Origin of the sequence: Pelobacter propionicus DSM 2379 (assembly GCF_000015045.1) — a bacterium.
GTDB classification, from domain to species: Bacteria; Desulfobacterota; Desulfuromonadia; order Geobacterales; family Pseudopelobacteraceae; genus Pseudopelobacter; species Pseudopelobacter propionicus.
This window is the reverse complement of record NC_008609.1, coordinates 2,339,333-2,362,824: the sequence shown is the minus strand read 5'-3', so window position 1 is coordinate 2,362,824 and position 23,492 is coordinate 2,339,333. Positions and strand designations below refer to the sequence as shown.

At 59.4% G+C, this 23,492-nt stretch carries 20 protein-coding genes and 1 riboswitch; of the genes, 11 read left to right on the top strand and 9 right to left on the bottom strand.

Annotated features, from left to right (window positions below):
• The first annotated feature begins 7 nt into the window (after positions 1–7).
• The 4 genes from PPRO_RS10870 to PPRO_RS10855 all read left to right on the top strand — a co-directional run bounded on the left by PPRO_RS10870 (position 8) and on the right by PPRO_RS10855 (position 3,602).
• Positions 8–1,201 carry a pyridoxal phosphate-dependent aminotransferase gene (locus PPRO_RS10870; protein ID WP_011736058.1) on the top strand — a complete coding sequence of 398 codons (1,194 nt, stop codon included), beginning with the start codon at positions 8–10 and terminating at the stop codon, positions 1,199–1,201.
• Positions 1,202–1,270: 69 nt separating this feature from the next.
• Entirely contained in the window at positions 1,271–1,462 is a 192-nt protein-coding gene (locus PPRO_RS10865) for a DUF1858 domain-containing protein (RefSeq protein WP_011736057.1), read from the top strand.
• 60 nt (positions 1,463–1,522) lie between these two features.
• Positions 1,523–2,578, top strand: coding sequence for a PilZ-like domain-containing protein (locus PPRO_RS10860; RefSeq protein ID WP_011736056.1), 1,056 nt, complete (start codon positions 1,523–1,525; stop codon positions 2,576–2,578).
• 211 nt (positions 2,579–2,789) lie between these two features.
• Complete coding sequence (locus PPRO_RS10855) at positions 2,790–3,602, top strand: rhomboid family intramembrane serine protease (RefSeq protein ID WP_011736055.1); 813 nt, start codon at positions 2,790–2,792, stop codon at positions 3,600–3,602.
• A 136-nt stretch (positions 3,603–3,738) separates the two neighbouring features.
• Here the strand turns inward: PPRO_RS10855 and PPRO_RS10850 are convergent, their stop codons facing one another.
• From PPRO_RS10850 to PPRO_RS10825, 6 genes are all read right to left on the bottom strand, one after another.
• A complete protein-coding gene (locus PPRO_RS10850) occupies positions 3,739–4,722 on the bottom strand; it encodes an ABC transporter ATP-binding protein (RefSeq protein WP_011736054.1) in 984 nt (327 codons plus the stop codon).
• The gene (locus PPRO_RS10845; protein ID WP_011736053.1) at positions 4,719–5,681 is read right to left on the bottom strand and encodes an ABC transporter ATP-binding protein; all 963 of its coding nucleotides are present in this window, start codon (positions 5,679–5,681) and stop codon (positions 4,719–4,721) included. The genes PPRO_RS10850 and PPRO_RS10845 overlap by 4 nt, the downstream gene beginning before the upstream one ends.
• 106 nt (positions 5,682–5,787) lie before the next feature.
• Positions 5,788–6,813: a DUF2059 domain-containing protein gene (locus PPRO_RS10840; protein ID WP_011736052.1), complete on the bottom strand. Its 1,026-nt coding sequence runs from the start codon at positions 6,811–6,813 to the stop codon at positions 5,788–5,790.
• 131 nt (positions 6,814–6,944) lie between these two features.
• The gene (locus tag PPRO_RS10835) at positions 6,945–7,994 is read right to left on the bottom strand and encodes a M48 family metallopeptidase (protein WP_011736051.1); all 1,050 of its coding nucleotides are present in this window, start codon (positions 7,992–7,994) and stop codon (positions 6,945–6,947) included.
• A gap of 88 nt (positions 7,995–8,082) precedes the next feature.
• Positions 8,083–9,396, bottom strand: a complete 1,314-nt coding sequence (locus PPRO_RS10830; protein WP_011736050.1) for a YjgN family protein — start codon at positions 9,394–9,396, stop codon at positions 8,083–8,085.
• Between the two features lie 88 nt (positions 9,397–9,484).
• Positions 9,485–9,563: riboswitch (cyclic di-GMP riboswitch) on the bottom strand.
• A 185-nt stretch (positions 9,564–9,748) separates the two neighbouring features.
• The gene (locus PPRO_RS10825; RefSeq protein ID WP_011736049.1) at positions 9,749–10,642 is read right to left on the bottom strand and encodes a LysR substrate-binding domain-containing protein; all 894 of its coding nucleotides are present in this window, start codon (positions 10,640–10,642) and stop codon (positions 9,749–9,751) included.
• 108 nt (positions 10,643–10,750) lie between these two features.
• Here PPRO_RS10825 and PPRO_RS10820 point away from each other — a divergent pair, with 108 nt between their 5' ends.
• The 5 genes from PPRO_RS10820 to PPRO_RS10800 all read left to right on the top strand — a co-directional run bounded on the left by PPRO_RS10820 (position 10,751) and on the right by PPRO_RS10800 (position 14,966).
• Complete coding sequence (locus PPRO_RS10820; RefSeq protein WP_011736048.1) at positions 10,751–11,683, top strand: YeiH family protein; 933 nt, start codon at positions 10,751–10,753, stop codon at positions 11,681–11,683.
• Positions 11,684–12,095: 412 nt separating this feature from the next.
• On the top strand, positions 12,096–13,250 hold the full coding sequence (locus PPRO_RS20915) for a hypothetical protein (RefSeq protein WP_011736046.1): 1,155 nt from the start codon (positions 12,096–12,098) through the stop codon (positions 13,248–13,250).
• A gap of 23 nt (positions 13,251–13,273) precedes the next feature.
• Positions 13,274–13,756 carry a hypothetical protein gene (locus PPRO_RS21260; protein WP_198138263.1) on the top strand — a complete coding sequence of 161 codons (483 nt, stop codon included), beginning with the start codon at positions 13,274–13,276 and terminating at the stop codon, positions 13,754–13,756.
• A 17-nt stretch (positions 13,757–13,773) separates the two neighbouring features.
• Entirely contained in the window at positions 13,774–14,487 is a 714-nt protein-coding gene (locus PPRO_RS10805; protein ID WP_011736044.1) for a C39 family peptidase, read from the top strand.
• On the top strand, positions 14,484–14,966 hold the full coding sequence (locus PPRO_RS10800; RefSeq protein ID WP_011736043.1) for a lipoprotein: 483 nt from the start codon (positions 14,484–14,486) through the stop codon (positions 14,964–14,966). Before PPRO_RS10805 ends, PPRO_RS10800 begins: the two co-directional genes overlap by 4 nt.
• 192 nt (positions 14,967–15,158) lie before the next feature.
• Here the strand turns inward: PPRO_RS10800 and PPRO_RS10795 are convergent, their stop codons facing one another.
• Both PPRO_RS10795 and PPRO_RS10790 read right to left on the bottom strand, forming a co-directional pair.
• On the bottom strand, positions 15,159–16,346 hold the full coding sequence (locus PPRO_RS10795) for a transporter (protein WP_041532272.1): 1,188 nt from the start codon (positions 16,344–16,346) through the stop codon (positions 15,159–15,161).
• A 137-nt stretch (positions 16,347–16,483) separates the two neighbouring features.
• The gene (locus PPRO_RS10790; RefSeq protein WP_198138262.1) at positions 16,484–17,869 is read right to left on the bottom strand and encodes a sigma-54 dependent transcriptional regulator; all 1,386 of its coding nucleotides are present in this window, start codon (positions 17,867–17,869) and stop codon (positions 16,484–16,486) included.
• A gap of 634 nt (positions 17,870–18,503) precedes the next feature.
• Between PPRO_RS10790 and fusA the strand changes: the two genes are divergently transcribed.
• Both fusA and PPRO_RS10780 read left to right on the top strand, forming a co-directional pair.
• Positions 18,504–20,558: an elongation factor G gene (gene fusA / locus PPRO_RS10785; protein ID WP_011736040.1), complete on the top strand. Its 2,055-nt coding sequence runs from the start codon at positions 18,504–18,506 to the stop codon at positions 20,556–20,558.
• 294 nt (positions 20,559–20,852) lie between these two features.
• Entirely contained in the window at positions 20,853–22,349 is a 1,497-nt protein-coding gene (locus PPRO_RS10780) for an AAA family ATPase (RefSeq protein WP_011736039.1), read from the top strand.
• A 6-nt stretch (positions 22,350–22,355) separates the two neighbouring features.
• Here PPRO_RS10780 and PPRO_RS10775 read toward each other — a convergent pair whose 3' ends face one another.
• Positions 22,356–23,438 (bottom strand): lipid II:glycine glycyltransferase FemX, encoded by a 1,083-nt coding sequence (locus PPRO_RS10775; RefSeq protein WP_011736038.1) that lies wholly within the window; start codon positions 23,436–23,438, stop codon positions 22,356–22,358.
• Positions 23,439–23,492: the final 54 nt, after the last annotated feature.

Sequence of the window (23,492 nt, the reverse complement as noted above, 5' to 3'; positions counted from 1 at the left end):
AACTTTCATGAAATTAGCGGATCGCGTGCACAGAATCCAACCATCACCCACGCTTGCCATAGATGCAAAAGCAAAGGCCCTCAAGGCTCAAGGAGTCGATGTGATCAGTTTCGGCGCCGGAGAGCCTGACTTCGACACCCCCGACGCCATCAGGGATGCGGCCAGGAACGCCATCGACTCCGGTTTCACCAGGTACATGCCGGTGGGAGGCGCCGACGACCTGAAGGACGCCATCATCCTCAAGATGAAGCGGGACCACGGTATCGAATACAGCCGTGCCGAGATCTGCGTCTCCTGCGGCGCCAAGCACAGCCTGTACAATATCTCCCAGGCCCTGATCCAGGAAGGGGACGAGGTCATCATCCCGGCCCCCTACTGGGTCTCCTATCCCGATCAGGTGGTGCTGGCCGGCGGGACACCGATTTTTATCCAGACCGATGAGAAGTCGGATTTCAAGATCACCCCCCGGCAGTTGGAAGCGGCCATCACCCCCCGCACCAAGGCCATGATTCTCAACTCCCCCTGCAACCCCACCGGCACCAGCTACACCGGGGAAGAGCTGCGGGCCATCGCCCAGGTCTGCCTCGCCCATGACTTCATCATCATCTCCGACGACATCTACGAGCGGCTGATCTACGACGGTCAGGTTTTCAGCAACATCGTCCAGGTGGCACCGGAACTGAAGCAGCGGGTTGTCCTGGTTAACGGCGTGTCCAAGACCTACGCCATGACCGGCTGGCGCATCGGCTACGCCTGCGGCCCGCAGGAACTGATCGCCGCCATGACCAAGATGCAGTCCCAGTCAACTTCCAACGCCTGTTCCATAGCCCAGAAGGCTTCCGTCGAGGCCATTGCCGGTTCCCAGGAAAAGGTGACCGCCATGGTTCAGGAATTTGAAAAACGCCGTACCTATATCGTGCAGCGGTTGAATGCCATGCCGGGAGTCACCTGCTTCAATTCCACCGGCGCCTTCTATGCCTTCCCCAACTTTTCCGCCCTCTATGGCAAGAGCTTCAACGGAAAGATCATTGCCAGCTCCACCGATCTAGCCGATTATCTGCTGGAGGAGGCCAAGGTGGCGTTGGTTCCGGGGGTCGCCTTTGGCGACGACAGGTATGCCCGGCTCTCCTATGCCATCGGCCTGGAGAGTATCGCCGAGGGCATGGATCGTCTCGAACGGGCGATCCAGAACCTGAAATAGCAGCCTCGCGCGGAGACGCCATCGGCGTCTCCGCGCTACCGTACTGTTGCATGCATGCCAGGGGGAAACATGATTACCAGGGATATGATTATCGCCGATATCATCAGGAAATACCCCGAAACCCTGCCGGTCTTCAAGAAACACCGGCTTGAGTGTTATGAGTGCCAGATCTCAGATCTGGAGACACTGGAGCATGGCGCCGAAGTTCACCGGGTGGGCATCGACGGGCTGCTTGAAGAGCTCAACCGTTCCATTGCCTGATACCTTCCCTGTTCCGAATCTCCTCTCCATTGTTCCGGATGCCTTGACGGGAACCAGCAGATGAGCTACCTGGGGGATTACGCCAGTTTCTTTACAGCCGGGATGAAGGTCGGTGTCGGCATTCCCCTGCCCAACGCCGAAACGTTCCTGGATTGGGCGATGATATACGAGGTCGACGAGGACCTGGTCATCCTGCAGCTTTCCCGCGACCAGCTGCCGGAGTCCGTTGCCCTGCATGTGGGACAGATCCTTGACCTGCGCGGCGGCAAAGACGACAGCGCCTACAGCTGCCGGGCGATCATCGTCAGCGAGTGGCGCGGCAATGTCATCCAGCTGCGCCTGGTCGGCGAGATCGTTACCGACGAACTGCGCGAATTCTACCGCGTGGATGCCTTCCTCCCCATCAAGTACTACATTTCCCCCCAGCAGAACCCCGATGTCCTGCGCACGGAGTGGGCCGAGCGTCACCGCCAGCGCCTGGAGGATGAGCTGCTCCGCAAGCAGCAGCCCTGGGAGGTTACCTTCGTCGCTGAAGACGCTGAACTCCCCCCTGAACGGCTGCTCTCTCCCCAGGATGACGGCGATGATCAGGATCCGTCGTGGGACGGCATCATCCCGCTGGCGGCCAACATCAGCGGCGGCGGCATGCGTATCGTCGCCCACCAGCGCTTCCAGGTGGGCGAGTATGTGCCGCTTGAGATCATGCTGCCCGTGCCGCGCCGGATCGTCGAGGCGGTGGGGAAGGTGGTGTTCACCACCCCCAACCGTGGCGTTGCCGGCGACCGCGAGAGCTACAGCCTGGCCCTGAAATTCGTCTTTATCGACGAACGCGACCGCGATGCCATCGTCAAGCACATTGCCGCCATCCAGTTGCAGCGCATCCGCCAGATGCGCGAGCTCTTTGCCCTGCGCGATGAGGCTGATGGTCTGGATGGGGGAGGCACGGTCGACCGCTTCCGCAGTCAGCGCACCATCGCCTATGGAGCGGTTCTCCTGGCCTTTCTGGTCGTGCTGGTCCTCTACTTCCGCGAGTATGCGGCCAATCATCCCAAGAGCGTGATCGGTGAGACCTTCGAGACCGGCATCCGCACCTATCTGGAGAGGATAGGCAGATAGCCGGAGGACCACCGGCTGCCTCACCCCTGCTTGAAGCGTTCTGCCGCCGCTCCATTCCCGTCATGCCGTTCCTCTTTTTCCTGTGATCCACTCTTGCCGCGTGCCAATGGGGAGGTCGTGCCCCTGATGCGCTCACCTTTTCCGGAACGCTTCCGCCGCGACTGCTCCGGCGGCTTCGAACCATATCCCACACCCGACGAGGGAGCTTGACATGGCGCAAAAACCCATACTCTGCCCTCGCTGCCGGACCCTGATCGGCAGCGAGGAACAGACCTGTTCACGCTGCGGGACATCCCGCAACGCTTCCTGGTGGCAGTTCATCAACCGGACGGCCGGGGTATTGGAAGGGGAGTGGCTGGTCAGGGCGCTGATCACGCTCAACCTGGTGTATTACTGCGTTTCGCTGCTGGTCAGCTTGTATATCGGCAGGGGAGGCGGGTTTCTCTCTCCCGATCGGGTGAGTCTGTTGCTGCTGGGGGCTACCGGCAGCGTGCCTCTGGACCAGTTCGGCCGCTTCTGGTCGCTGTTGAGCGCCAACTACCTGCATGGCGGCATACTGCACCTGCTCTTCAACCTGATGGCGCTGCGACAGATCGGTCCCTGGGTCGTTAACGAGTACGGGCCCAGCCGCATGTTCATCATCTATACCCTGGGGGGCATCTTCGGCTTCTGGGTTTCCTGGCAGGCGGGGGTGGCCTTCACCATCGGCGCGTCCGCCGCCATATGCAGCCTGATCGGCTCCCTGCTGTACTTCGGAAAGAGCAGCGGCGGGGCCTACGGCGCCTCGGTGTACCGGGAGGTGAGCGGCTGGGTGGTCAGTCTGCTGGTTTTTGGCCTGATCGTGCCGGGGATTAACAACTGGGGGCATGGCGGCGGCATCCTCGGCGGGATCCTGTTGGGCATGCTTGTGGGCTACAACGGACGCAGCCGCGAGACGTCGTGGCACCAGGGGGTGGCGCTGCTCTGTGCAGCAATGACCGCGGCTGTTCTGATCTGGCCACTGTTGACCATGCTGCCGGGCTAGTACCCTGTAACGCTTGTTTTTTCGTACCAAACCCTCCCCTTGTCAGGGGAGGGTTAAAGGCTTCCCCCCTGACAAGGGGGGGCTGAGGAGGGTTGGTTTTAGGTGTTACGCAGTACTAGGGATCAGCCGTTCCCGTCTAAGCGAAGATCGCGTCGCTGAAGTGGCAGGCGCAGAGACGGCCCGGCCGCTTCAGCTCCAGGGGCGGCGGGGTGCTGCGGCAGATCTCCCGGCTATGGCGGCAGCGGGGGTGGAAGCGGCAGCCGGAGGGCAGGGCAAGGGGGGAGGGGATGTCGTCCGTAAGGATCAGCTCCCTGCGCTCTCCACGGCGCCGTATGCGGGGGATGGCGGCTATCAGGGCCTCGGTGTAGGGGTGCAGGCAGTGGCTGAACAGTTCCGCTGCCGGGGCGCTCTCCACGATGGCTCCCAGGTACATGATGCAGACCCGGTCGCAGATGTGGCGTAGCACGGACAGGTCATGGGAGATGATCAGCAGTGAGAGGTTGAAGGTCGTCCTCATGCTCTGCAGCAGGTTGATGATCTGGGCCTGGATGGATATGTCCAGGGACGATACCGGTTCGTCGGCGATGATGACCGAGGGAGAACTGGCCAGGGCGCGGGCGATGCCGATGCGCTGGCGCTGGCCACCGGAAAACTCGTGGGGAAAGCGGTGGTACTGCTCCGGCGTCAGCCCCACGGTGGCCATGATCTCCTCCACGCTGGAGCGTCGCGCTGCCGCCGTCCCCTGTCCGGCGATGACCAGCGGTTCGGCGATGATGTCGCCGGCTCGCATGCGCGGGTTGAGGGAGGAGAAGGGGTCCTGGAAGATCATCTGGGTCTGGCGTCGGAAGGCGCGTGCCTCTGATCGGGACATCTCCGTAAGCGTTGTGTCGTTGAAACGCACCCGTCCCTGGTCAGGTTCCAGCAGTCCGGCCAGAATTCTGGCCAGGGTCGATTTTCCGCACCCCGACTCTCCGGCGATTCCCAGGGTTTCCCCGCGGACCAGTTTCAATGAGACATCGTCCACCGCCGTGAGCAGGCCGGTCCCGGCGGTGGGGCCGCCCCGTACCCGAAACCGTTTCAACAGCCGATCTCCCCCCAGGATGACAGTCTGGTCGCTCATGAACTTCTCCAGCAGCGCAGCAGGTGCCCCGGCGCGACCTCGCGCAGTTCCGGAACCTGGTGGCGGCATTCGGGGAGCGCCAGCGGACAGCGCTCGCAGAAACCGCACCCGGGGAGAACGCTGGAAAGGCTTGGCGGTTGCCCTGCCAGGGTTAGCAGCGGTTTGCCCGGTTCGGCGTTCTGGGGGAGCGAGGCCAGCAAGGCTTGGGTATAGGGGTGGCGAGGGGTTCCCAGCAGCTCCCCGCTGGGGGCCGATTCAACGATCTTGCCGGCGTACATGACGCAGGTGTGGTCGGAACGTTCGGCAACGATGCCCAGATCATGGGTGATCAGCAGGATGCCCATGTCGGCCGTTTGCCTCAGGGAGTCGATCAACTCCAGTATCTGGGCCTGGATGGTCACATCCAGCGCCGTTGTCGGTTCGTCGGCGATCAGCAGGCTGGGACCGCAGGCCAGCGCCATGGCGATCATCACCCGTTGGCGCATGCCGCCGCTCAGTTGGTGGGGGTAGTCGGCCAAACGCTCGCGAGACGCCGGGATGCCGACCCTCTGCAGCAGTTCGGCGGCTTCCTCCCTGGCCTCGCGCCGTTTCATCCGGCGGTGTAGCAGCAGCGGTTCCATGATCTGTTCGCCGATGCGCAGCACCGGGTTGAGGGAGGTCATCGGCTCCTGGAAGACCATGGAGATGCGGCTCCCCCGGATGGAGCGCATTTCCTCCGTCGAGAGGGCCAGCAGATCGGTCCCCTCCAGTCGCACGGCCCCGGACCGGATGAAGCCGGGCGGGGGGACGAGTCGCATGATGGAGAGGGCGGTCATGGATTTGCCCGATCCCGACTCTCCCACCAGCGCCAGGGTCGTTCCCCTGGTGATGGAGAAACTGACCCCGTTGACCGCGGCTACGGTGCCACGGGGAGTGGCGAAGCAGGTATGCAGATCGCTTATATCCAGCAGGGCAGGCACGTGTGACCTCGTGAGGAATGTTTCGTCGGATTCCGCAATCATCGCGGCCGTTGCAGCATACACAATACCGACCGGCCGTGCCAAGCACTTATGAACGTTTTTCTGCTCAGTACCCCTCTCTTCCCCTCTTCTGCCCGACAACCTTGACCATCTGTCGCATCATGGAGGCGGACATGTCCCTGGTCATCTCACCCAGGGCGCCCATGGTTGCCCTGGAGAATTTCCGGGCAGGTTCGCTCCTCAGGAAGGTAGTGTAGTCCCGCAGTTCACCGTCGCTCAGGTCCCGATAGCTGTTGGCCAGCCCCGCCTGAATCTGTTTCCGCAGCAGTGGCGCGAGTTCATGCTTCTTGCTCTGGATCTTGCGCAGGATCTCTCTCCTGGCCGCTTTCCTGTCGGCGGTTCCCCCGGGAATGGCGCCGGCAACGCCGCCAATGGCATCCACGATCACCTGCTGCGCCGTCTCCGTGGCCCTTCCGGCTTTGTCCAGTTCCCCGATCAGTGCCCAGCGCCGTGCAGAGGGGGGATTGCGTTCCAGATCCATCAGCACCTGCTGCGCCATTTCCGGCGACATGGCGCCGCTGCTCTCCTGGGCTGCCGCGATCTTCACCCCCAGCGGGGTCTGGGACCAGGCCAGGACTCTCTCCATGGTTGCGCTGTCCAGGTGGGAGCGGTAGTAGGCCCGGATCTTCCGTTTGGCTCGTTCCGGGTCGAATGCGGCCAGGGCCCGGTCGAAGATGCCTGCCAGTTCGCCGTTGGCTGCGGATGACCTGACCCCGGTTTCGAACTGCTGGATGAACAGGTCGATCTGGCGGTCGAAGCCGGCCCCCTTCATCAGACGCTCCACAAGGTCGTGTGACCGCGCTCCAGCTGTTTTCCTTGCCCGCGAATCGGGCAGCGAGCGCTCGGCATAATTCCCGATCCGGCTGCCCTTCTGGGTTTCTTCCAGCAGGACCTCATCCACGGGAAACTCGTAGAGCGTCTCGGATCTGCTGAGGTAGACCATTGAGCCCTCAAGCCAGGCCGAGTCGCCGATCTCCCTGGAACCGTCCCTGAAAAAGACCGTTACTGTCCCGAATGCCGGGGTGGTGAGTGCTATCGCGAGAAACAGGGTGATGAAAATCGTCTGCCGCATGGGTATCTCCTTGCCTGCTGGTTTCGTATGCCACACGCTCTTCTGCCGTTTTCTCCGGCCTGGTAATAGTGCGTCAGTGGGGGGAAGGCTCGCTTGCCGTTGCGTCAACCTGCCGCGGTCGTTCCGGGAGATTACTCGTGCGCCGCTTCATTCAGTATCCGCCGGATCCGCTCCCCGGTGTCCGGGTGGGTGGAGAGATAGTTGCGCACCGCAGAGTCGCTGCCGTTCGTTCCGCCACTGCGGACATTGAGCTGTGCCTGCAGGCGCCCCAGTATGTCGGCATAGCAGCGCAACGGCACGCCGGACGACTTCATCCAGGCGATGGCGGCGTCATCCGCCTCTCGTTCGAAATCCCGGGAAAAGGAGGCATTCACCAGGGCCGTTGGCAGGGTGGCTGCCAGTGAGGTTATCGACACCAGGTCGCCGGTCAGGGTGGCCAGGATCAGGCCGGAGGCGGAACTCTGCAGGATGTGGCGCAGGACGTGGCGACCGCGTACGTGTCCCAGTTCGTGGGCCATGATGGCGGCAAGTTCGTTGTCCTCTCTGGCCAACCTGACCAGGTCGTCGGTGATGATCACGATTCCCGAGGGGAGTGCAAGGGCATTGGCCCCGAGCTTCGGGGAGGAACGGAATTCAAGACGATAGCCCGCGCCATCCGCCCCTGCTCCGGCAACGCGCCGGAACAGCTGGGTCAGTTCATGGCGGCGCTCCTTGCCGAGGGTGGAAGGGTGCATCAGGACACGGTCCAGGGTGGCCAGGGATTCGCGCCCCAGGGTGCGTTCCGTGGAAATCGGCAGGGCCAGGGACGCCCGCTGGGCAAGGGTGGGCAGGCCGTAGCGCAGGAACAGGAATACTGTCAGCACGGTCAGGAACAATGCCCCCGCTGCCAGCGGCAGGCTCTGCTCCCAGCGGTGCAGCAGGCGCTGGCCGGGCGCCCCGCCGCAGGCACGCTCCAGTTCAGCCAGCAGTTCAGGGTCATGGAGTTCGCACACACCGCCATCGGGCAAGCGAAGCGTGCGGCGGACCGAGCCCACACCCGGTGGGATGCTCACGACCGCTACCGGATAAGTGCGCTCCACACCGTTGGCGCGGATGGTTACCTGCGCTCCGTCGAGGAGGAGCAGAGCCTCCCGGCGGGTCGAAACCTTGCCATCAAAATATGCGACCGGCGCTGATTTCATCGGACGTCTCTTTCCCCACGGCATCTGCCCTGCTTTCGCCGGCCGGGGCCTTCCCGTGTGCGCTCAATTTCACATCTGCAGTAGGGGGTTACAGGGCGATATCCACTGACATGTCGAAAAGATCTCCGATTTCTTCGCCTGTCGCACCCACGGCCCGGCCGCTGCCGGCTGCCGCGACGACTGCATCCAGGCCGTCCGTTGCGTGCAGTTCCAGGCGCTGGAAGCGGTAGCGCGCCAGGCGGACCGTGGCCCAGGGCACCATCAGGCCAAGGCTGAACATGATCGCCAGGGCGTTGGTCACGAACAAAAGTGCCATGTCCCGTGTGCGCAGAGTACTGCGAAAGCTGTCCTTTCCCAGGCTGGTGGCGTTCCAGCACAGATTGGCCATGGCGGTTTGGACGTAGACCATGATGATGAAATAGAGGAGCGGCAGCGCCAGGATCGGGAAGATCATCAGACCGCCCAATGCCCTCGCACCTCCATGGACGGAAGCTGCGGAGAACGGGGCGCCGCACAGGGCCGCGCACACTGCCACAAGGCCGGCTGCCGCCATGGCGGACAGCGCCACCTTGAAGGAAAGCTTGTAGAAATCCTTTGCCGTTGCGCTGAAACCGAACGGGACGGAGCCATAGCTGCTGTTCTCGACCATGAACTTTTTCTGGCGGTAGAGCATGTAGGGGCCCAACAGGCCGAGGCTGAGAACGGCGAGGATCGGCAACCCGGCGAAGGCCAGATATGCCTGGCGATAGTCGGGACGGAAGCCGAAGCGGATGTTGCGGTGGGAGGCGTTGACGGCATTGAATATGCGCGAACGGACCAGCAGCCAGGGAAAGGCGATGAAGATGATCAGGGCGATCCCCGCGCTCAGGGGCGCGCTGACCTGCTTTCCGATGCTGAACAGGATGAAGGCGCCGGCAGCGACCAGCCATCCCCTGAAGAGCACCATCGGGTCTGCCAGGTACTCGAACGGCTGGCCGTGCAGGGTCGTGCTGCCGTAGAAGAAACGACGCCGGCGAACCTTGGCCCATGGGGAAAAGATGCCGATGGTAACGATCTTGAGTAGTGTGTTGACGATCCAGATGCCGAAATAGTCGCCGGCGCTTCCCTGGAAGGAAAATTCCAGCGTTCGGGGATTGGGGCGTGGGGGAGGCTGTGGGGTAATGGGGGCTTGTGCAGGCGCTGCGCTCCCCGGCCCGGTTGCCGGCAATGGCGAAGCGTCTTCAGGTCTGCTGCCGGTGGTGGCTTCAGGCTCCGGCTGTGCCATCCTGGTTCGATCATTAAGGGGGAAAGCCTGCTTGCAGCGGGGACAGGTGGCCTGTCTGGCGCCTTCGGGGATGGACTGTCGCGGAACAATCCTGGAATATGCGCAGCAGGGGCAGATGATGGTTATCTGTTCTGGCATGGTGTCTCCTTGCTGAAATGAGCCGCAATGAAAAGAGCCTGTCTCACAAAGGCAGGCTCCCATGATCAGATGGACCATCATCCGTCACTTCGGCAGCTCCTCTGCCCAGCTTGTGCTGGGTGGTGGCTTTGTGCCACACGGTTACCCGTGCTTTACCCTTTCGGCGACTTCATCGATTCTTTTTTTGGGGTTGTTGCTAACGACCTGTAGGGAACGTCCGCATGTCGATGCGGAATCTATAATAGGTCGATTAACGCATGTCAATACAAATGTGTAAAGAGTGTGTACAAAACTGATGAATCATCAGTCATGGCACCGTGCCGGCCCACCGGATGGAAATCTTGTCGGTGGTTCATCCCAGGTCCCGGCTCTGCTGCAGCAGGGCAAGGAAGGCTTTTAAAAGCGTTGTCATCCGTTCGCTTTCCCTGGTCAGGATTATCAGGGTTCTCTTCAGGTTGAGCGGGGTGGCCACTTCAACCAGCCAGCCGTTGTCCAGTTCCCGCTGTACAGCCATTCTCGACAGGCAGCCCACTCCTAGTCCGGCTTCCGCCGCCTTCTTGATCGCCTCGGTATGCCCCAGTTCAAGGGCAATGGAGAAACGCACCCCCTTCTTCTCCATTGCGGCCTCGAATATTTCCCTGGTGCCGGAGCCTTTCTCCCGCATGATCCAGGAGGCGTTCTTCAGCATCCCCGGAGTTGCCCGTTTCTCCTCGGCCCATGCGTGTCCCGTACCTGCGATGACGACCAGTTCGTCCCGCCTCCAGGGTGTGGCGGTGAGTGAAGGGATATGGGGAATCCCCTCGATCAGTCCCAGGTCAAGTTCTCCACGCTCCACCCCCGTCTCTATCTGCTGGGCATTGCCGACCTGGAGCAGCGCCCGGGCACTGGGGTACAGTCGCGAGAACTCCCCCACAATGGCGGGAAGCATGTAGTTGCCGATGGTGGTGCTGGCCCCCAGGTTCAGGGTTCCCTTCGGCTCCGCAACGGACTCGTCCAGAAAGCGCTCGATTGTGCGGACCTTCACGAGCACCTGACGGACCTCCGGCAGTATCCGCCGGCCGCGGTCATTGAGCAGCAGCCGTTTGCCCTGTCGCTCGAACAGCGGAGCGCCTGCCAGTCGTTCAAGTTCGGCAATGGCCATGCTGGCCGCCGACTGGGTGAGTAGCAGCTCCTGGCTCGCCTGGGTGACGTGGGCGCAACTGGCCACTTTCTCGAATATTTCCAGCTGCCTGAGAGTGATCGCCATGTCACGTTACCATAAATATAATTGATTGTTTTGATATTAATTACGAATTTGAACTTATAACAGGTGGCCTGTATACTGCAAGCGGATACTGACATTGAGGAGGAGAATATGGAACACAGCAGGCTGCAAAAGGTTTTGTTTGGCGTGTGTCTGGCACTATGCGCCGTGCCCTGGATCGGTACCGCCACGGCATTGATCATGGGGATGGTTTTCAGCCTTGTTCTGGGCAATCCCTGGCCCCGTAAATCGGCCCATTTCAGCAAGATCATTTTGCAACTCTCCGTTGTCGGGCTCGGTTTCGGCCTTGGCCTGGGAGAGGTGATCCGTACCGGCAGGGATTCGGTGGTCTACACCCTGGTGGGCATCAGTTGTACGCTCGTCCTGGGGTATCTGCTGGGCAGGCTGTTCGGAACGGATGGCACCACCTCCGCCCTGATTTCCTTCGGCACCGCCATCTGCGGCGGCAGTGCCATAGCCGCCATGGCGCCGGTTCTCAAAGCCAAGAACGACGAGACCGCCGTTGCCCTGGCCACGGTGTTTACCCTGAACTCGGTGGCGTTGCTGCTGTTTCCGCTGGTCGGGCATCTGCTGCGACTGGACCAGGGGCTCTTTGGAACCTGGGCGGGGCTTGCCATCCACGATACCAGCAGCGTTGTCGGATCGGCGTCCGTATACGGTGCCCAGGCCTTGCGTGTGGCGACGACCGTAAAGCTCACCAGGGCGGTCTGGATAGCGCCGGTTGTGCTTGGAACTGCGCTGATCATGAAGTCGGATCAGAAGGCCAGGGTGCCCCTGTTTATCGTCGGCTTTGTTCTGGCCGCTGCCATTCGGACAACGATGCCACAATACGGACAACTCTGGAACGGGCTGGCGGCGGTCGCCAAGCAGTGCCTGGTGGTGACGCTCTTCCTGGTCGGGGCGGGGTTGAGCAGGGAGGTGCTCCGTAATGTGGGTATGCGGCCGCTCCTGCAGGGGGTAACACTCTGGTTGCTGGTCAGCGGGCTTACCCTGCTCGCCCTGGAGTACATCGGCATGGTGTGATCGGCCATGGCGGTCCTGAACGCTACGATCCCGCCCTGGTGCTGCTTTTCGCCGATGGCGTCGGGACGGATTCTCCTAGTGCGGTCGCTCCTTCCCGCAAACAGGGTGTAACAGAATGCTTACACCATCTCTCCTGTCGAGCTTTCCCTCCTACCTGACATGACATTACTGCATATTTCACTACACGTTCCCTGTGAAGGCACGTTGTTTTATTGGATACCTGTTTCTTTTTCTTGACATATCCCCTGTGGGGTGGCTGCTGGTTGATAGGCTGAAAATAATTAAAGTCTAGCAACAATAGTAGGTTGTGCTCGATTGCAGGTGGATGGCACGGTTATTGAGTAGTGATCTGCAAATACAGCGCTGACACGGTACCGTGTCCCATTACCCCACGCAGAAAAGGAGAAAGATCATGAAAAAACGGACATCTCTGGTAGTTCCTGTGGCGATCGCCCTTCTTTCCCTCGGTGTTGCCGGAAAATCAATGGCAAATCCGACCAATACCAACAATGCGGATACGACTGATGCCGGCGTCACCCAGACGTCAGCCGTGTCTCCCTATGTGGACGACAATGCCAACTCGGCAAATGAGCAGTCAATCGCCGCCAAGGATAACCTGAACAACAATACGGTATCCGACATTGCCAATAATAATTCCACAACCACCACAACTGACAACACCAACAACAGCCAAGCAGCTTCACTTTCGGATGTGGCTAACGACAAGTCCACGAACACCGCAACCGACAATACCAACAGCAGTAAAACTGCGACGCTTACGGACGTGGCCAACGACAAGTCCATAGCCACCGACAATACCAACAACAGTAAAACAGCGACGCTTACGGACGTGGCCAATGACAAATCCACTACCACCGCAACCGACAATACCAACAACAGTAAAACTGCGACGCTCACCGACGTAGCCAACGACAAGTCCATAGCAACCGACAATACCAACAACAGCGACAACAGTAACAACAGCAAAACCGCGACGCTTACGGACGTGGCCAACGACAAGTCCGTCGATAACACCAACAACAGTAAAACCGCCACCCTTACCGACGTTGCCAACGACAAGTCTGTCGATAACACCAACAACAGCGACAACAGCAATAACAGCGACAACAGCAATAACAGCGACAACAGCAACAACAGCAAAACCGCCACCCTTACCGATGTTGCCAACGATAAGTCCGTCGATAACACCAACAACAGCGACAACAGCAACAACAGCGACAACAGCAACAACAGCAAAACAGCGACGCTTACCAACGTGGGTAATGAGAATTCCTACAACACGTTATCAGTGTCTGTCAGTAATATAGCTGTTGCGCTTGCCAGCAGTGCGTTGTCCGGTACGGTTTCGGGCAATTCTTTGGTCATGGGCGGCAGCATGGATACAGTCCCCGCCTCCTTGATTACCGGTTCAAACGATATCAGCAGCGCTTCATTTGCCGCCAACGGAATCAATCCCATAGCCCAGAACAGCGGCATCCAGTCGCAGATTCAGCAGTCCGTCAACGTCCAGGCTACGATCACCCCTGGTTCGGCAGCGGCCCAATAAAACGCGACGCGTCGGCAGACCTGGTGGCGTTACTAACGCCACCAGGTTTTTTGCATTCCAACCGGCGCCTAGATGATGATTTTGAAACCGACCGGGAGGTGGTGAAAATGCTAAGAATCACGGCATCCACGATTGCTGCGCTTGTTCTTTTCGGCGGCATACTGGCCTCGCAGGAATCGCAGGCGGAACAGGCGTTGCCGACTCCGGCACAGGAGCAGACAACGCTGGAGGTAACCGGATTCGGGCAGGCCTTGGCCGGAGAAAACCTGGCATCACTGTCGGGACGCCAGGCCATGCAGATCGATAACCTGGATTTGGTCTACAGCACGAGCACCAATAACGCGTATCAGGATGGTAACAGTATTGTTGGCTCAACAGTCTCTGGCTACAACAGCGTGAGTAGTGGCGCGTTCACCAATATGAGTGGATTTGCCACCGTTATCCAGAACTCGGGCAATCAGGTGCTCATCCAGAATGATCTGATCGTCAACGTAACCATGCACTGAATCGAGCGCACGATCCCATGAAGCGTCTGTTGACAATCCATACGGCTATTCTGGTCGTTACCCTCATCCTGGCAGTTGCCCGCGTTGATGCGGGGACGGTACTTGTGCCTGGCATGTCGGGTGGTGCTCTCATTGTCAGCAATGTAACGAGCCTGAAAGAGGCTCGTTACCGCTCGACCATCCACCAGAAATATGACTTCAGTTGCGGGTCCGCGGCATTGGCCACCCTGCTGACGCACCACTACGAAGACCGGGTCAGCGAGCAGGAAGTCTTCAAATGGATGTATACCCACGGCGAGCAGGAAAAAATTCGTCGTGAAGGCTTTTCGCTGCTGGACATGAAATACTTCCTGGAAGCCCATGGCTACCTTGCCGATGGCTACAGGGTTGAGCTGGACAAACTGGCCCTGGCTGGTGTGCCGGCCATCGTCCTGGTCAATATGAAGGGGTACCGGCATTTCGTGGTGGTGAAAGGGGTGACCGACAAGAGGGTGCTGGTGGGTGATCCGGGACTGGGAACGAGGATCGTAGCGCGAAACGAGTTTGAAAAGATGTGGAACGGCCTGGTGTTTATCATCCGGAACAGGAGCGTCCGGTCTGAAAACAATTTCAATCGTCTGGAAGAATGGCGCTGCGTCAGGGAAAAGGCTCCACTCGGTCTCGCCCTGAAAAACAGCGATCTGGCAAGCATAACCATGCTTTTGCCTGGTTCGGGAGGAGTACTGCCATGACGACTCTACTGGGAAAACACATTAGAGGCGCGGTTTTTGTGATGGGGCTTATGGCCATGTCAGCCAACTGTCCCGCATATGCGGCCATGAATGATGCATTCGAGGAATGGAGAGTCGTGTCGGACCATGATCTGAGCAGCATGCGTGGCGGGTTTGTGGCGCGCGGCGGTTTGGAAATATCACTGGGGATCGTGAAGGCCGTTATCGTGGATGGCGTGCTGCAAACGACCAGCTCTCTGAATATCTCCGGCCTGGGTGTGCAAAACGCCATAACGCCGATACAGATCAGCAATCTTCAGTCGCAAAGTGCGACGTTCGTTCAGAACATGGGAAACCGGATACTTATCCAGAATGGCGCAAACCAGAAAACCATCCAGAACATGACGATCATTGATGCAACGGTGAACGGTATCAGCATGCTTCGCGACATAAACCTGGTGTCGAGAATCGACCAGCAATTGCGTAACGTACTTCATTAGTAAGAAAAATAATCTCTGCGACAGATGTGTGTCCGTCTCAACTGAAGCACGGCGCCATCCATTCGGGCCGGATCACGGCTCGCCTGCCTCCTGTCTGCCGCGACAATCCTGTTCGGCGACCGCTCCTCCCCCCTCTAGTTTGCCCTTGCATTTCCCTCGTCCACCCTCTCCGGGGTTTGAAAATCCGGCCGATCATATGCTGAACGGCACCCGCAATGTCAGTTGCACGTCCGGTGCGTCCTCGGTCAATCCGGCTTCCACCGAGAAATTCAGGTTTACCCTGTCGCTCAGTTTGTACGAGGCGCCGAACAGCAGGCTTCCCAGGGTGGTTGTCCGGGAGTTGGAGAGTACATGACCGTTTGCGCGTGTCTTGTCTATGATGGAATGCCCGTAACCAAGGCTGAAGGACATGTTTTCGTTCATGGAAAACCCCATTCCCAGGTTGAAGCCGATGGTGTTGCCCGGATCCCATTTGGTGCCTTGGTACGAACGCTCGAAGTTGTATATGTAGCTGGCCGATCCAAAGAAGACCACCGGGTCGGACGGCATGATTGCCGTCAGGCTCGGCTGAATGCTCCAGAATCCCGTTCCCGTGGGCAACTCGGTGGCATACCCTGACGCGTCGGTTGACACATGGAACGGGTCTTTCCCGGTATCGGACTTGGCCTGCAGGCCGCCGATGAAGATGGGGCCGCCACCCGCAGGCATATTGAACTGGTAGCGCAGGCCGAACTGCACGTCGCCCAGATGGCTGGCGTCGGCATTGAAAACCCTTGTGTTTTCATTGATGGCGCTGTCTTCAATATTGAGTGAACTTGCAGCCGCCGAGTCGTCCCGGAATACATAGGGCACGTAGAGTTGCAGTTCCAGTCGGTTGGTCAGGCCGTAGCGGGTCGTGAGGGCGGGCGTGTAGGTGTTGTGGTTGACGTTTCTCACATCTATCAGGCCGATGGTGATGGCGGGGATGATGGTATAGCCGTTCAAGACGACACGGTTGGCTGAGGAGAACGAGTACTGCATGGATGGCTCAAATACCAGGGTGCCCTTGGGGGTCAGCACCCCCTGCTGGGAAAAGATGGCTTCAATTTCTTTGTATTGCTGGGAAATGTTTGGTTTTGCGGGGGGGCGTCCGACCGCCTGCGTTGGGCCGGCCTCTTTGGTTTGAACGACCTGCTGTTTGCCCTGCTCATTTTTCACCGCATCGCCAGGGGCGGAAGAAGGGGGGGGGGCAGGTTTGGCAACATGCGACTGGCTGTGCCCAACTTCGGACGAGGCGTTGTCCATCCCCAGGCGCTTTTTCAGCGCTTCGATCTGGCGCTGCTGTTCCTCCAGTTGTCTACCTTGACGTTCCACGAGCTCGTTGAGCCGCTTCCATGCCATCGTATCTTCCTGGGTGGATGCGGTCCCCGCGTAACAGAGAGGTGTAATGCCGAGAGTAGCGAGAAGGACAAGCAGCTGAGATTCTTTTCTCATTGTCGTAACCCCGATTGAGGCGTTGATTGCAATGCCAGACGCTCCTAGACGATGATATTCAGTTTGTTTATCAACCTGTACAGCGTAACGCGCGATACGCCGAGATCGCGCGCGGTCTTGGAGACATTCTTGTTGTTCTGTATGAGGGAATGCTGGATTATCTCGGTTTCCGCCAGCACTCGCGCATCATCCAGCGATAGCGATTTGTTTAAGACCACCAGATTGTCCAGCTCCAGGTCAGCGGGTGTGATCAGCCGGTTCTCGCTCATCACCATCGCCCTTCGTATTCGATTTATCATTTCTCTAACATTACCCGGCCAGTCATATTCAGCCATGATATTCAAGGTCTGCTGGCTGAATCCCTTGACCACGGGGTTCTTTTCTTCGGAGAATTTTTCAAAAAAAGTGAGCGCCAGGATTTCTATGTCCCCGACTCGTTCGCGTAATGGTGGAATATCCAGACGCAGGACATTCAGTCGGTAATAGAGGTCCTCGCGAAAAACACCCTGTTCCACGGCTTTTTCCAGGTTCACATGGGTAGCGGCTATAACGCGCACGTCAACTTCAATGGTCTGGTTTGAGCCGACACGCTCGATGGTCTTTTCCTGCAAGAACCGCAAAAGGTTTACCTGGAGTTCCTGTGAAAGATCTCCGATCTCGTCCAGAAAGATGGTTCCACCCGCCGCCGATTCGATGCGGCCGATCTTTCTCTGGGTTGCTCCGGTAAAAGCCCCTTTCTCGTGTCCGAATAATTCGCTTTGGATGAGGTGTGTCGGCAAGGCCCCGCAATTCACCGCGACAAAAGGCGCCTGGCAACGCGATGAATTCTGGTGAATCGCACGCGCCGCAAGCTCCTTGCCCGTACCGCTCTCCCCGTGGATAAGGACGGGTGACTCGACTTTTTGTATTTTGATGATTCTTGCATACAGGTCACGCATTGGCGCGCTTGTTCCGATCATCTGGTTCTGGCCGATAACCTGTTCCCTGCCGGCAACTTTGCATTTCAGCAGAGCCTTGCCGTATGCATGCCCGAGAATAAAATGCAAACGGGGGATATCCAGTGGAAGGGTGTGATAGTCGTAGGAGTTCTTGATAACGAATGCGCAGAGGTCACGTGATTGCATGCATTCGGGGGGCAAGACGGAAATCCATTCAATCTGGTTGTTCACCATCAGGACTTCTTCAATTTGGTTCAGGTAGGCATCCGTACCACTTTTCAGAAAGAGCAGTCCCACATGACAGTCTTTATGCTGCCTGGTCAACTCCCTGGCCAGTTTCAGGTCAGGTGCCGTCAGTATGTCCCAGCCTTCTTCGGCAAGGGGTTGGGCGGAGGCCTGACGTGCTCCGTCAGGCGACACGCACAGTAGCTTGCGCGCCGGGATACCCTGTTTTCTTTTTGATGGTGAGGATACGGTGTTTGGTTGGAACAATAACAAAGCTCACCCCCCCGTTCAAACTGATGGTTCAAAAGCGGTGTCGTGTGCTTCTCATTTCATCCCTAAGGCATAGTGGACTCATTCCGTATGATGTGTGGGCCACCAGGAACGGAAAAACCAGAACAGACCCGTGCATGCTAACGCGCATACCGGTTTGACGTTCCCCCTTCTTCACCTCGGTTGGCTTCTCGCGAAGGCATCAAGTGTGCAGAATCTGCTATAAATAATTTAATGTATTATTCAAAAAACATGCCAGTATTTAATTTGTTGATATTTATGTGTTTATTGTTTCTGCTCTGCGCCTCACCCGCATAGTGTAAAGGGATGCAACAGCATGGAAAAAACGAGTGTTGAATAAAATAATCATTTAATTTCAGGTGTTTATGTGCTGAATGTGTGGTGTGGGACGAAAAGTACGTTCTACTTTTTGTCGAAATAATTGACAGTCATGTGGTTGTCCCTTTTCAGGAGATGATATGCTGCGAACTCGATTGAGATACTTGGAAGAGTGTATCTTCCCCGAATGGAATGATAAACGCTCCCGCCGTTGCGCCGCTGCCGTTCCGCGCTATACTTGGTGAGCTTTTAACGCTTGAACAGCCAGATCAGGCCCAGGAGAACGGTTATTTTGTCCCACGAATCCATCCGCAATATCGGCATCATCTCCCACATCGACGCCGGCAAGACCACCGTATCGGAACGAATCCTCTTCTACAGCGGCGAGACCCACAAGATGGGCGAGGTGCACAACGGCCAGGCGGTCATGGACTGGATGCCCCAGGAGCAGGAGCGGGGCATCACCATCACCGCCACAGCCACCAGTTGCCGCTGGGGGGACCTGCGCATCAACCTGATCGACACCCCCGGCCACATCGATTTTACCATCGAGGTGGAGCGCAGTATGCGCGTCCTGGACGGGGCGGTGGCCATCTTCAGCGCCGTGGAGGGGGTCCAGCCCCAGAGCGAGTCGGTCTGGCGTCAGGCCGACCGCTACGCTGTGCCGCGCATCTGCTTCATCAACAAGATGGACCGGGTCGGCGCCGACCATGCACGGACCCTGAGCCAGATGGAGGAGCGCCTGGGGGCGCGGCCGATCCTGCTGCAACTCCCTTTGGGGGATGAGGCTGATTTCAGCGGCGTGATCGACCTGCTGACTGAAGAGGCGCTCCTGTTCGACAGGGGAGACCTGGGAAAGACCATGCTGCGCCGGCCGCTGCCGCTGGAGTGCGTGGAGCGGGTGGGGGAGGAACGCCTGCGGCTGACCGAGGCGCTGGCCGATTTCGACGACTCGATCCTGGCCGATTTCCTGGAGGGGAGGCGGGTTTCGACGGAGCGTCTGCGGCTGGCCCTACGCAGCGCTACCCTGGCCTGTCGCATCTTTCCGGTCCTGCTGGGCTCGGCGCTGCGCAACAAGGGGATTCAGCCGCTCTTGGACGCCGTCGGCCTGTACCTCCCCTCGCCGCACGAGGTTCCGGCACTGGTGGGGCGCAACCCCCGTGACGAGCGCCATGAAACCGTGGGCTGCGACCCGGCCGCTCCCCTGCGGGCACTGGCCTTCAAGGTTATGTGCGACGAGGGGCGCATGCTCACCTATCTGCGCATCTATTCCGGCACGCTCCGTTTCGGGGCGACTCTTCTGAACGCCAGCCGCGGTGTCAGCGAACGGGTGGGGCGTCTGTTCCGCATGCACTCCCATCGGCGCGAGGACCTCACCGAGGCCGCTGCCGGCGACATCGTGGCCGTGCTCGGCTTCCGGGAAACCTTTACCGGCGATACCCTCTGCGATGCGGGCCACCCCCTGGTGCTGGAGGGGCTCACGGTGCCGGAGCCGGTGGTGTCGGTGGCGGTGGAGCCGGTGGGGAACGATGATCGGGAGAAGTTCCCCCTTGCCCTGACCAGGCTGCGCTGGGAGGATCCCACCTTCAAAGTCCACGAAGACGAGGAGACCGGCCAGACCATTCTGACCGGCATGGGTGAGTTGCATCTGGAGGTGATCATCGACCGCCTGGAACGCGAGCAGGGGGTCAGGGTCAAGAGCGGTCGCCCGCGGGTGGTGTACCGCGAGGCATTGCGCTACGAGGTTCAGCGCAGGGAACTGTTCCGCTTCGAGCGGGAGGGAAAGGCCGAAGTGGGAGAGCTGCTGCTGCGACTGACGCCGCTTGCCCGGGGAAGCGGCGTCAGCATCGTCCTGCCACCTGCCACCCCCCACCTGGTTCCGTCGCTCTTGGCGGTCATCGAGGAGGATCTGCGCCAGGGGTGCATGACCGGTTGTTGCAGCGGTTATCGCCTTACCGACCTGCGGGTGGCGGTGCTGGAGATCCCCTTCGAACCGGGGGTGACCACCGAGACCGGTCTCAGGGCGGCGGCCCAGCGCGGGGGGCTGATGGCGGCCCGGGAGGCGGGGCCGTACCTGCTGGAGCCGATCATGGCGCTGGAGTTGAGCGTACCGACCGAGTACCTGGGCAAGGTTCTGGGTGCCCTCCAGCAGAAGCGGGGGCGTGTGGAGGGGGTTAGCGCCAGCGGCGAAAACGAGCTGATCCGGGCAACGGCGCCCCTGGCCGGGATGTTCGGCTTCATGACCGAACTGCGCAGCGCCACCCGGGGGCGGGGGAGCTACACCATGGAGTTCCTCTGCTTCGAGGAAGCGCCCCAGGAGGTTCAACAGCGTTTCGGGCTGGTGTAGTGTCCTGGCTCTTTGCCCTGTTTTCGCTGATGCCCTGTTTTTACTTGCTTCTTCCCTCTTTTGATCCCATTGTCCGGCTATCAAAAAACCTTTTCGATTAGCGTTAATCTGTCAGCCAGTAGCGGTGCAGTGCAAAGTCCCCCTTTGGAAAAGAGGGATTTAGGGGGATTTGCCACAAAATTAACGCCAATACCCCCCCAGCCCCCCTTTTTCAAGGGGGGGGAGCATTGGTTTCAATTAAGTTGAAGATAAGCGACGAGATTTGCCGGCTTTGGCTGAGGAGTAGAGGGACTCATGGAAAATATGACACAACAGCAGCTTATTCGTCTGATCAGCACCGGCACTGTTTTCCTGTATGTGATAACCGCCAACGAGCAGCGCAGCGAACGGCTGCTGGCCCAGACCGCCGCCCGGTTGCGGGGGATGGGAGCCCCCTTCGTCTGGACCTGCACAAGCGGCCTGACCCGGGAGGGCGTTGTCGTCCCCGATACGGTTGATGCGCTGAAAGCACTGGATTTCGCCATGTCCCAGCCAGGGCCATGCATGCTGATCCTGAAGGATATGCATTGGTTCTGGCGGGATAATCCGCTTCTGATCAGAAGACTCAAGGACCTTGCCCAGGCATCAAGCGGCAAGGGCAAGGTGACGGTCATTCTGGGGGAGGACGAGTGGGTTCCCCCACGGCTGCGGGAGGATATCATCATCCTGACCCAGAAGCTCCCTGATGTGGAAGAGATCCGCATTTTTCTGAAGCAGCTGCAGGATCATGACCCCTCCCTGTCCAGGGCCTGTCAGGAGGACCCGACACTGTTCGAAAGGCTGGTTGTGGCCAGCCGCGGTCTGGATCTGGTGGATCTGGAAAGGGCGATCAGGCTTCTGCGCCTGGCTGATAAGAGCGGCGGCAATGACCCGGTCATGGCGCTTCTGGACAACAAGCGGCGGATCATTCAGCAGAGCGGCATTATGGAGTTGGTCATCGATGTTGACGGCTGCAACAACCTGGGCGGCATGGAAAACCTCAAGGAGTGGCTGCAACGGCGCACAAGCGCCTTTGGCCTGGAGGGGATCAGGTCAGGTGTCGGTCTTCCCCGGGGGGTGCTGGTCATGGGCATCGCCGGCTGTGGCAAGTCGCTGTTCGTCAAGGCCATCGCCGCCGAGTGGCGGCTCCCCCTGATCCGTCTGGACATGGCCACGGTCTACGGTGGCCTGTTCGGCACACCGGAGGCAAGTCTGCGCATGGCCTTCACCATTGCCGAAGCTGTGGCGCCCTGCGTGCTCTGGATCGACGAGATCGAGTCCGGCATAACCACCCAGGGCTTCAAGTCCGAAGGGGGATCGGCATCCCGGGTGCTCGGCTCGTTTCTGACCTGGATGCAGGAGAAGAAGGCGCCGGTGTTCGTGGCGGCAACAGCCAACGCCATCGAACTGCTCCCGGCCGAGGTGCTGCGCAAGGGGCGTTTCGACGAGATCTTCTATGTCGGGCTGCCGGAGAGCGAGGCCCGGGAACAGATCTTCCGCATCCACCTGGCCAACAGGCAGGTGGATATGAGCTCCTTCGATATCCCGCTCTTGGCAGGCTCCACCAGGGGGTTTTCCGGAGCGGAGATCGAGCAGGCGGTCAACTCGGCTGCCTTCGAGGCGCTGGCCACCACGTGCCCCATGACCCAGCAGGACCTGATGGTGATGATCAGCCGCACCGTGCCCCTCTCCATCACCATGGCCGAACAGATTAAGAAGATCGAAGCCTGGGCCTTCAAACGGGCAGTGCCCGCCTCGGGGAAATTCAAGTGAATACTATCAGGGGGAATTGTCAGCCAGAGGGGAGGGGGAGTAGGTTGCCGGACTGTGGCGGATTCCTGTGAGGTCGGCTCGTGACAGATATTTTCGCATGAGCTGGTAGCCCAATCTGCTCAATCTCAACAGTCCCGGAGCATGAACACAGGTGCTTCTCCCGAAATTGACCAGTTTGCCGCCGAATTTTGCCTTGAAATCACGCACGCCATACGTTTCGTCCGGCTTCCCCGCACCGCCAAAATCATAGACGCCGTAACCATTCATGGCGCCCCATTGCAGGACATCCCAGGTCAAAAGCTCATTGGGAGCGTGCTCGTTGTACGATCGGACAACGCCGCCGTACCAGCCGTAGACGGTTTTCTTGTACAGCAGGTCCACCGAGGTTGCCACTGCTCTGCCGTCGATACGAGCCAGGCTGAACCTTACCATGCCGCTGGGCAGAAGCAGATCATGGGCGGCCTGAAAGAGCGGGAAAGGGGCCAGGGGTACGTGGGCTGCCTCGTATGTCCTGGTGAGGATGTCGTAACATGCCGCCACATCACGCAGATTGGTTGCCTCTTTCACAACGACACGGGCTGCCCGAAGCCCCCGCCGGATAACCTTGCGCGTCCTGGGGCCGATGCTCTGCAGCAGTGCATCGGGAGAGCACTCCAGATTGATCAGGAAATTGAGGTGTTCCTCGTGCATGAACCCGTTATCCTGCAAGATCCCACGGAATGAGTCCGTATTTGACAGGTTGCGCAGTTCGGTGAATAGCGGTGCGCCGTCAGGTTCCCTGACATAGCTGCTCAGCAACAGGTCGAGTGCCTTTCTCCCCTCCGGGCTGTCGTCAGCCAGGATGCCGCCGAAGACCACGGAACGGGTGGATAACCGGCGGAGCACGCTTCCCAGCAGGGTGATCCGTACCGGGAGCAGCAACGCCAGGATTCTTCCGTCGTCGGACACCGCGGCCCACAGGGAGGGCACAAATCCTGGCACCCGCCCGAACATGCGAAACATTTCAGGCGTGTGGAAGACGTTGCCCAGTTGCTGGTCTGCAACAAACTTTCTCCAGGCATGTTCGTCCAGCGTGCGTACGATTCTCATGGCGTTCCCTGTCAAGCCGACGGCGTACGGCGAGCTGTCAGCGATTCGGGCATT

Bases quoted from the DNA above. Each gene is read 5' to 3' on its own strand.
- PPRO_RS10865 (WP_011736057.1), top strand. From the start codon at position 1,271: ATGATTACCAGGGATATGATTATCGCCGATATCATCAGGAAATACCCC.
- PPRO_RS10835 (WP_011736051.1), bottom strand. From the start codon at position 7,994: ATGAAATCAGCGCCGGTCGCATATTTTGATGGCAAGGTTTCGACCCGC.
- PPRO_RS10780 (WP_011736039.1), top strand. From the start codon at position 20,853: ATGGAAAATATGACACAACAGCAGCTTATTCGTCTGATCAGCACCGGC.
- PPRO_RS10805 (WP_011736044.1), top strand. From the start codon at position 13,774: ATGAAGCGTCTGTTGACAATCCATACGGCTATTCTGGTCGTTACCCTC.
- PPRO_RS10840 (WP_011736052.1), bottom strand. From the start codon at position 6,813: ATGCGGCAGACGATTTTCATCACCCTGTTTCTCGCGATAGCACTCACC.
- PPRO_RS10820 (WP_011736048.1), top strand. From the start codon at position 10,751: ATGGAACACAGCAGGCTGCAAAAGGTTTTGTTTGGCGTGTGTCTGGCA.
- PPRO_RS10860 (WP_011736056.1), top strand. From the start codon at position 1,523: ATGAGCTACCTGGGGGATTACGCCAGTTTCTTTACAGCCGGGATGAAG.
- PPRO_RS10870 (WP_011736058.1), top strand. From the start codon at position 8: ATGAAATTAGCGGATCGCGTGCACAGAATCCAACCATCACCCACGCTT.
- PPRO_RS10800 (WP_011736043.1), top strand. From the start codon at position 14,484: ATGACGACTCTACTGGGAAAACACATTAGAGGCGCGGTTTTTGTGATG.
- PPRO_RS20915 (WP_011736046.1), top strand. From the start codon at position 12,096: ATGAAAAAACGGACATCTCTGGTAGTTCCTGTGGCGATCGCCCTTCTT.
- PPRO_RS10775 (WP_011736038.1), bottom strand. From the start codon at position 23,438: ATGAGAATCGTACGCACGCTGGACGAACATGCCTGGAGAAAGTTTGTT.
- PPRO_RS10850 (WP_011736054.1), bottom strand. From the start codon at position 4,722: ATGAGCGACCAGACTGTCATCCTGGGGGGAGATCGGCTGTTGAAACGG.
- PPRO_RS10795 (WP_041532272.1), bottom strand. From the start codon at position 16,346: ATGGCATGGAAGCGGCTCAACGAGCTCGTGGAACGTCAAGGTAGACAA.
- PPRO_RS10825 (WP_011736049.1), bottom strand. From the start codon at position 10,642: ATGGCGATCACTCTCAGGCAGCTGGAAATATTCGAGAAAGTGGCCAGT.
- PPRO_RS10855 (WP_011736055.1), top strand. From the start codon at position 2,790: ATGGCGCAAAAACCCATACTCTGCCCTCGCTGCCGGACCCTGATCGGC.
- PPRO_RS10830 (WP_011736050.1), bottom strand. From the start codon at position 9,396: ATGCCAGAACAGATAACCATCATCTGCCCCTGCTGCGCATATTCCAGG.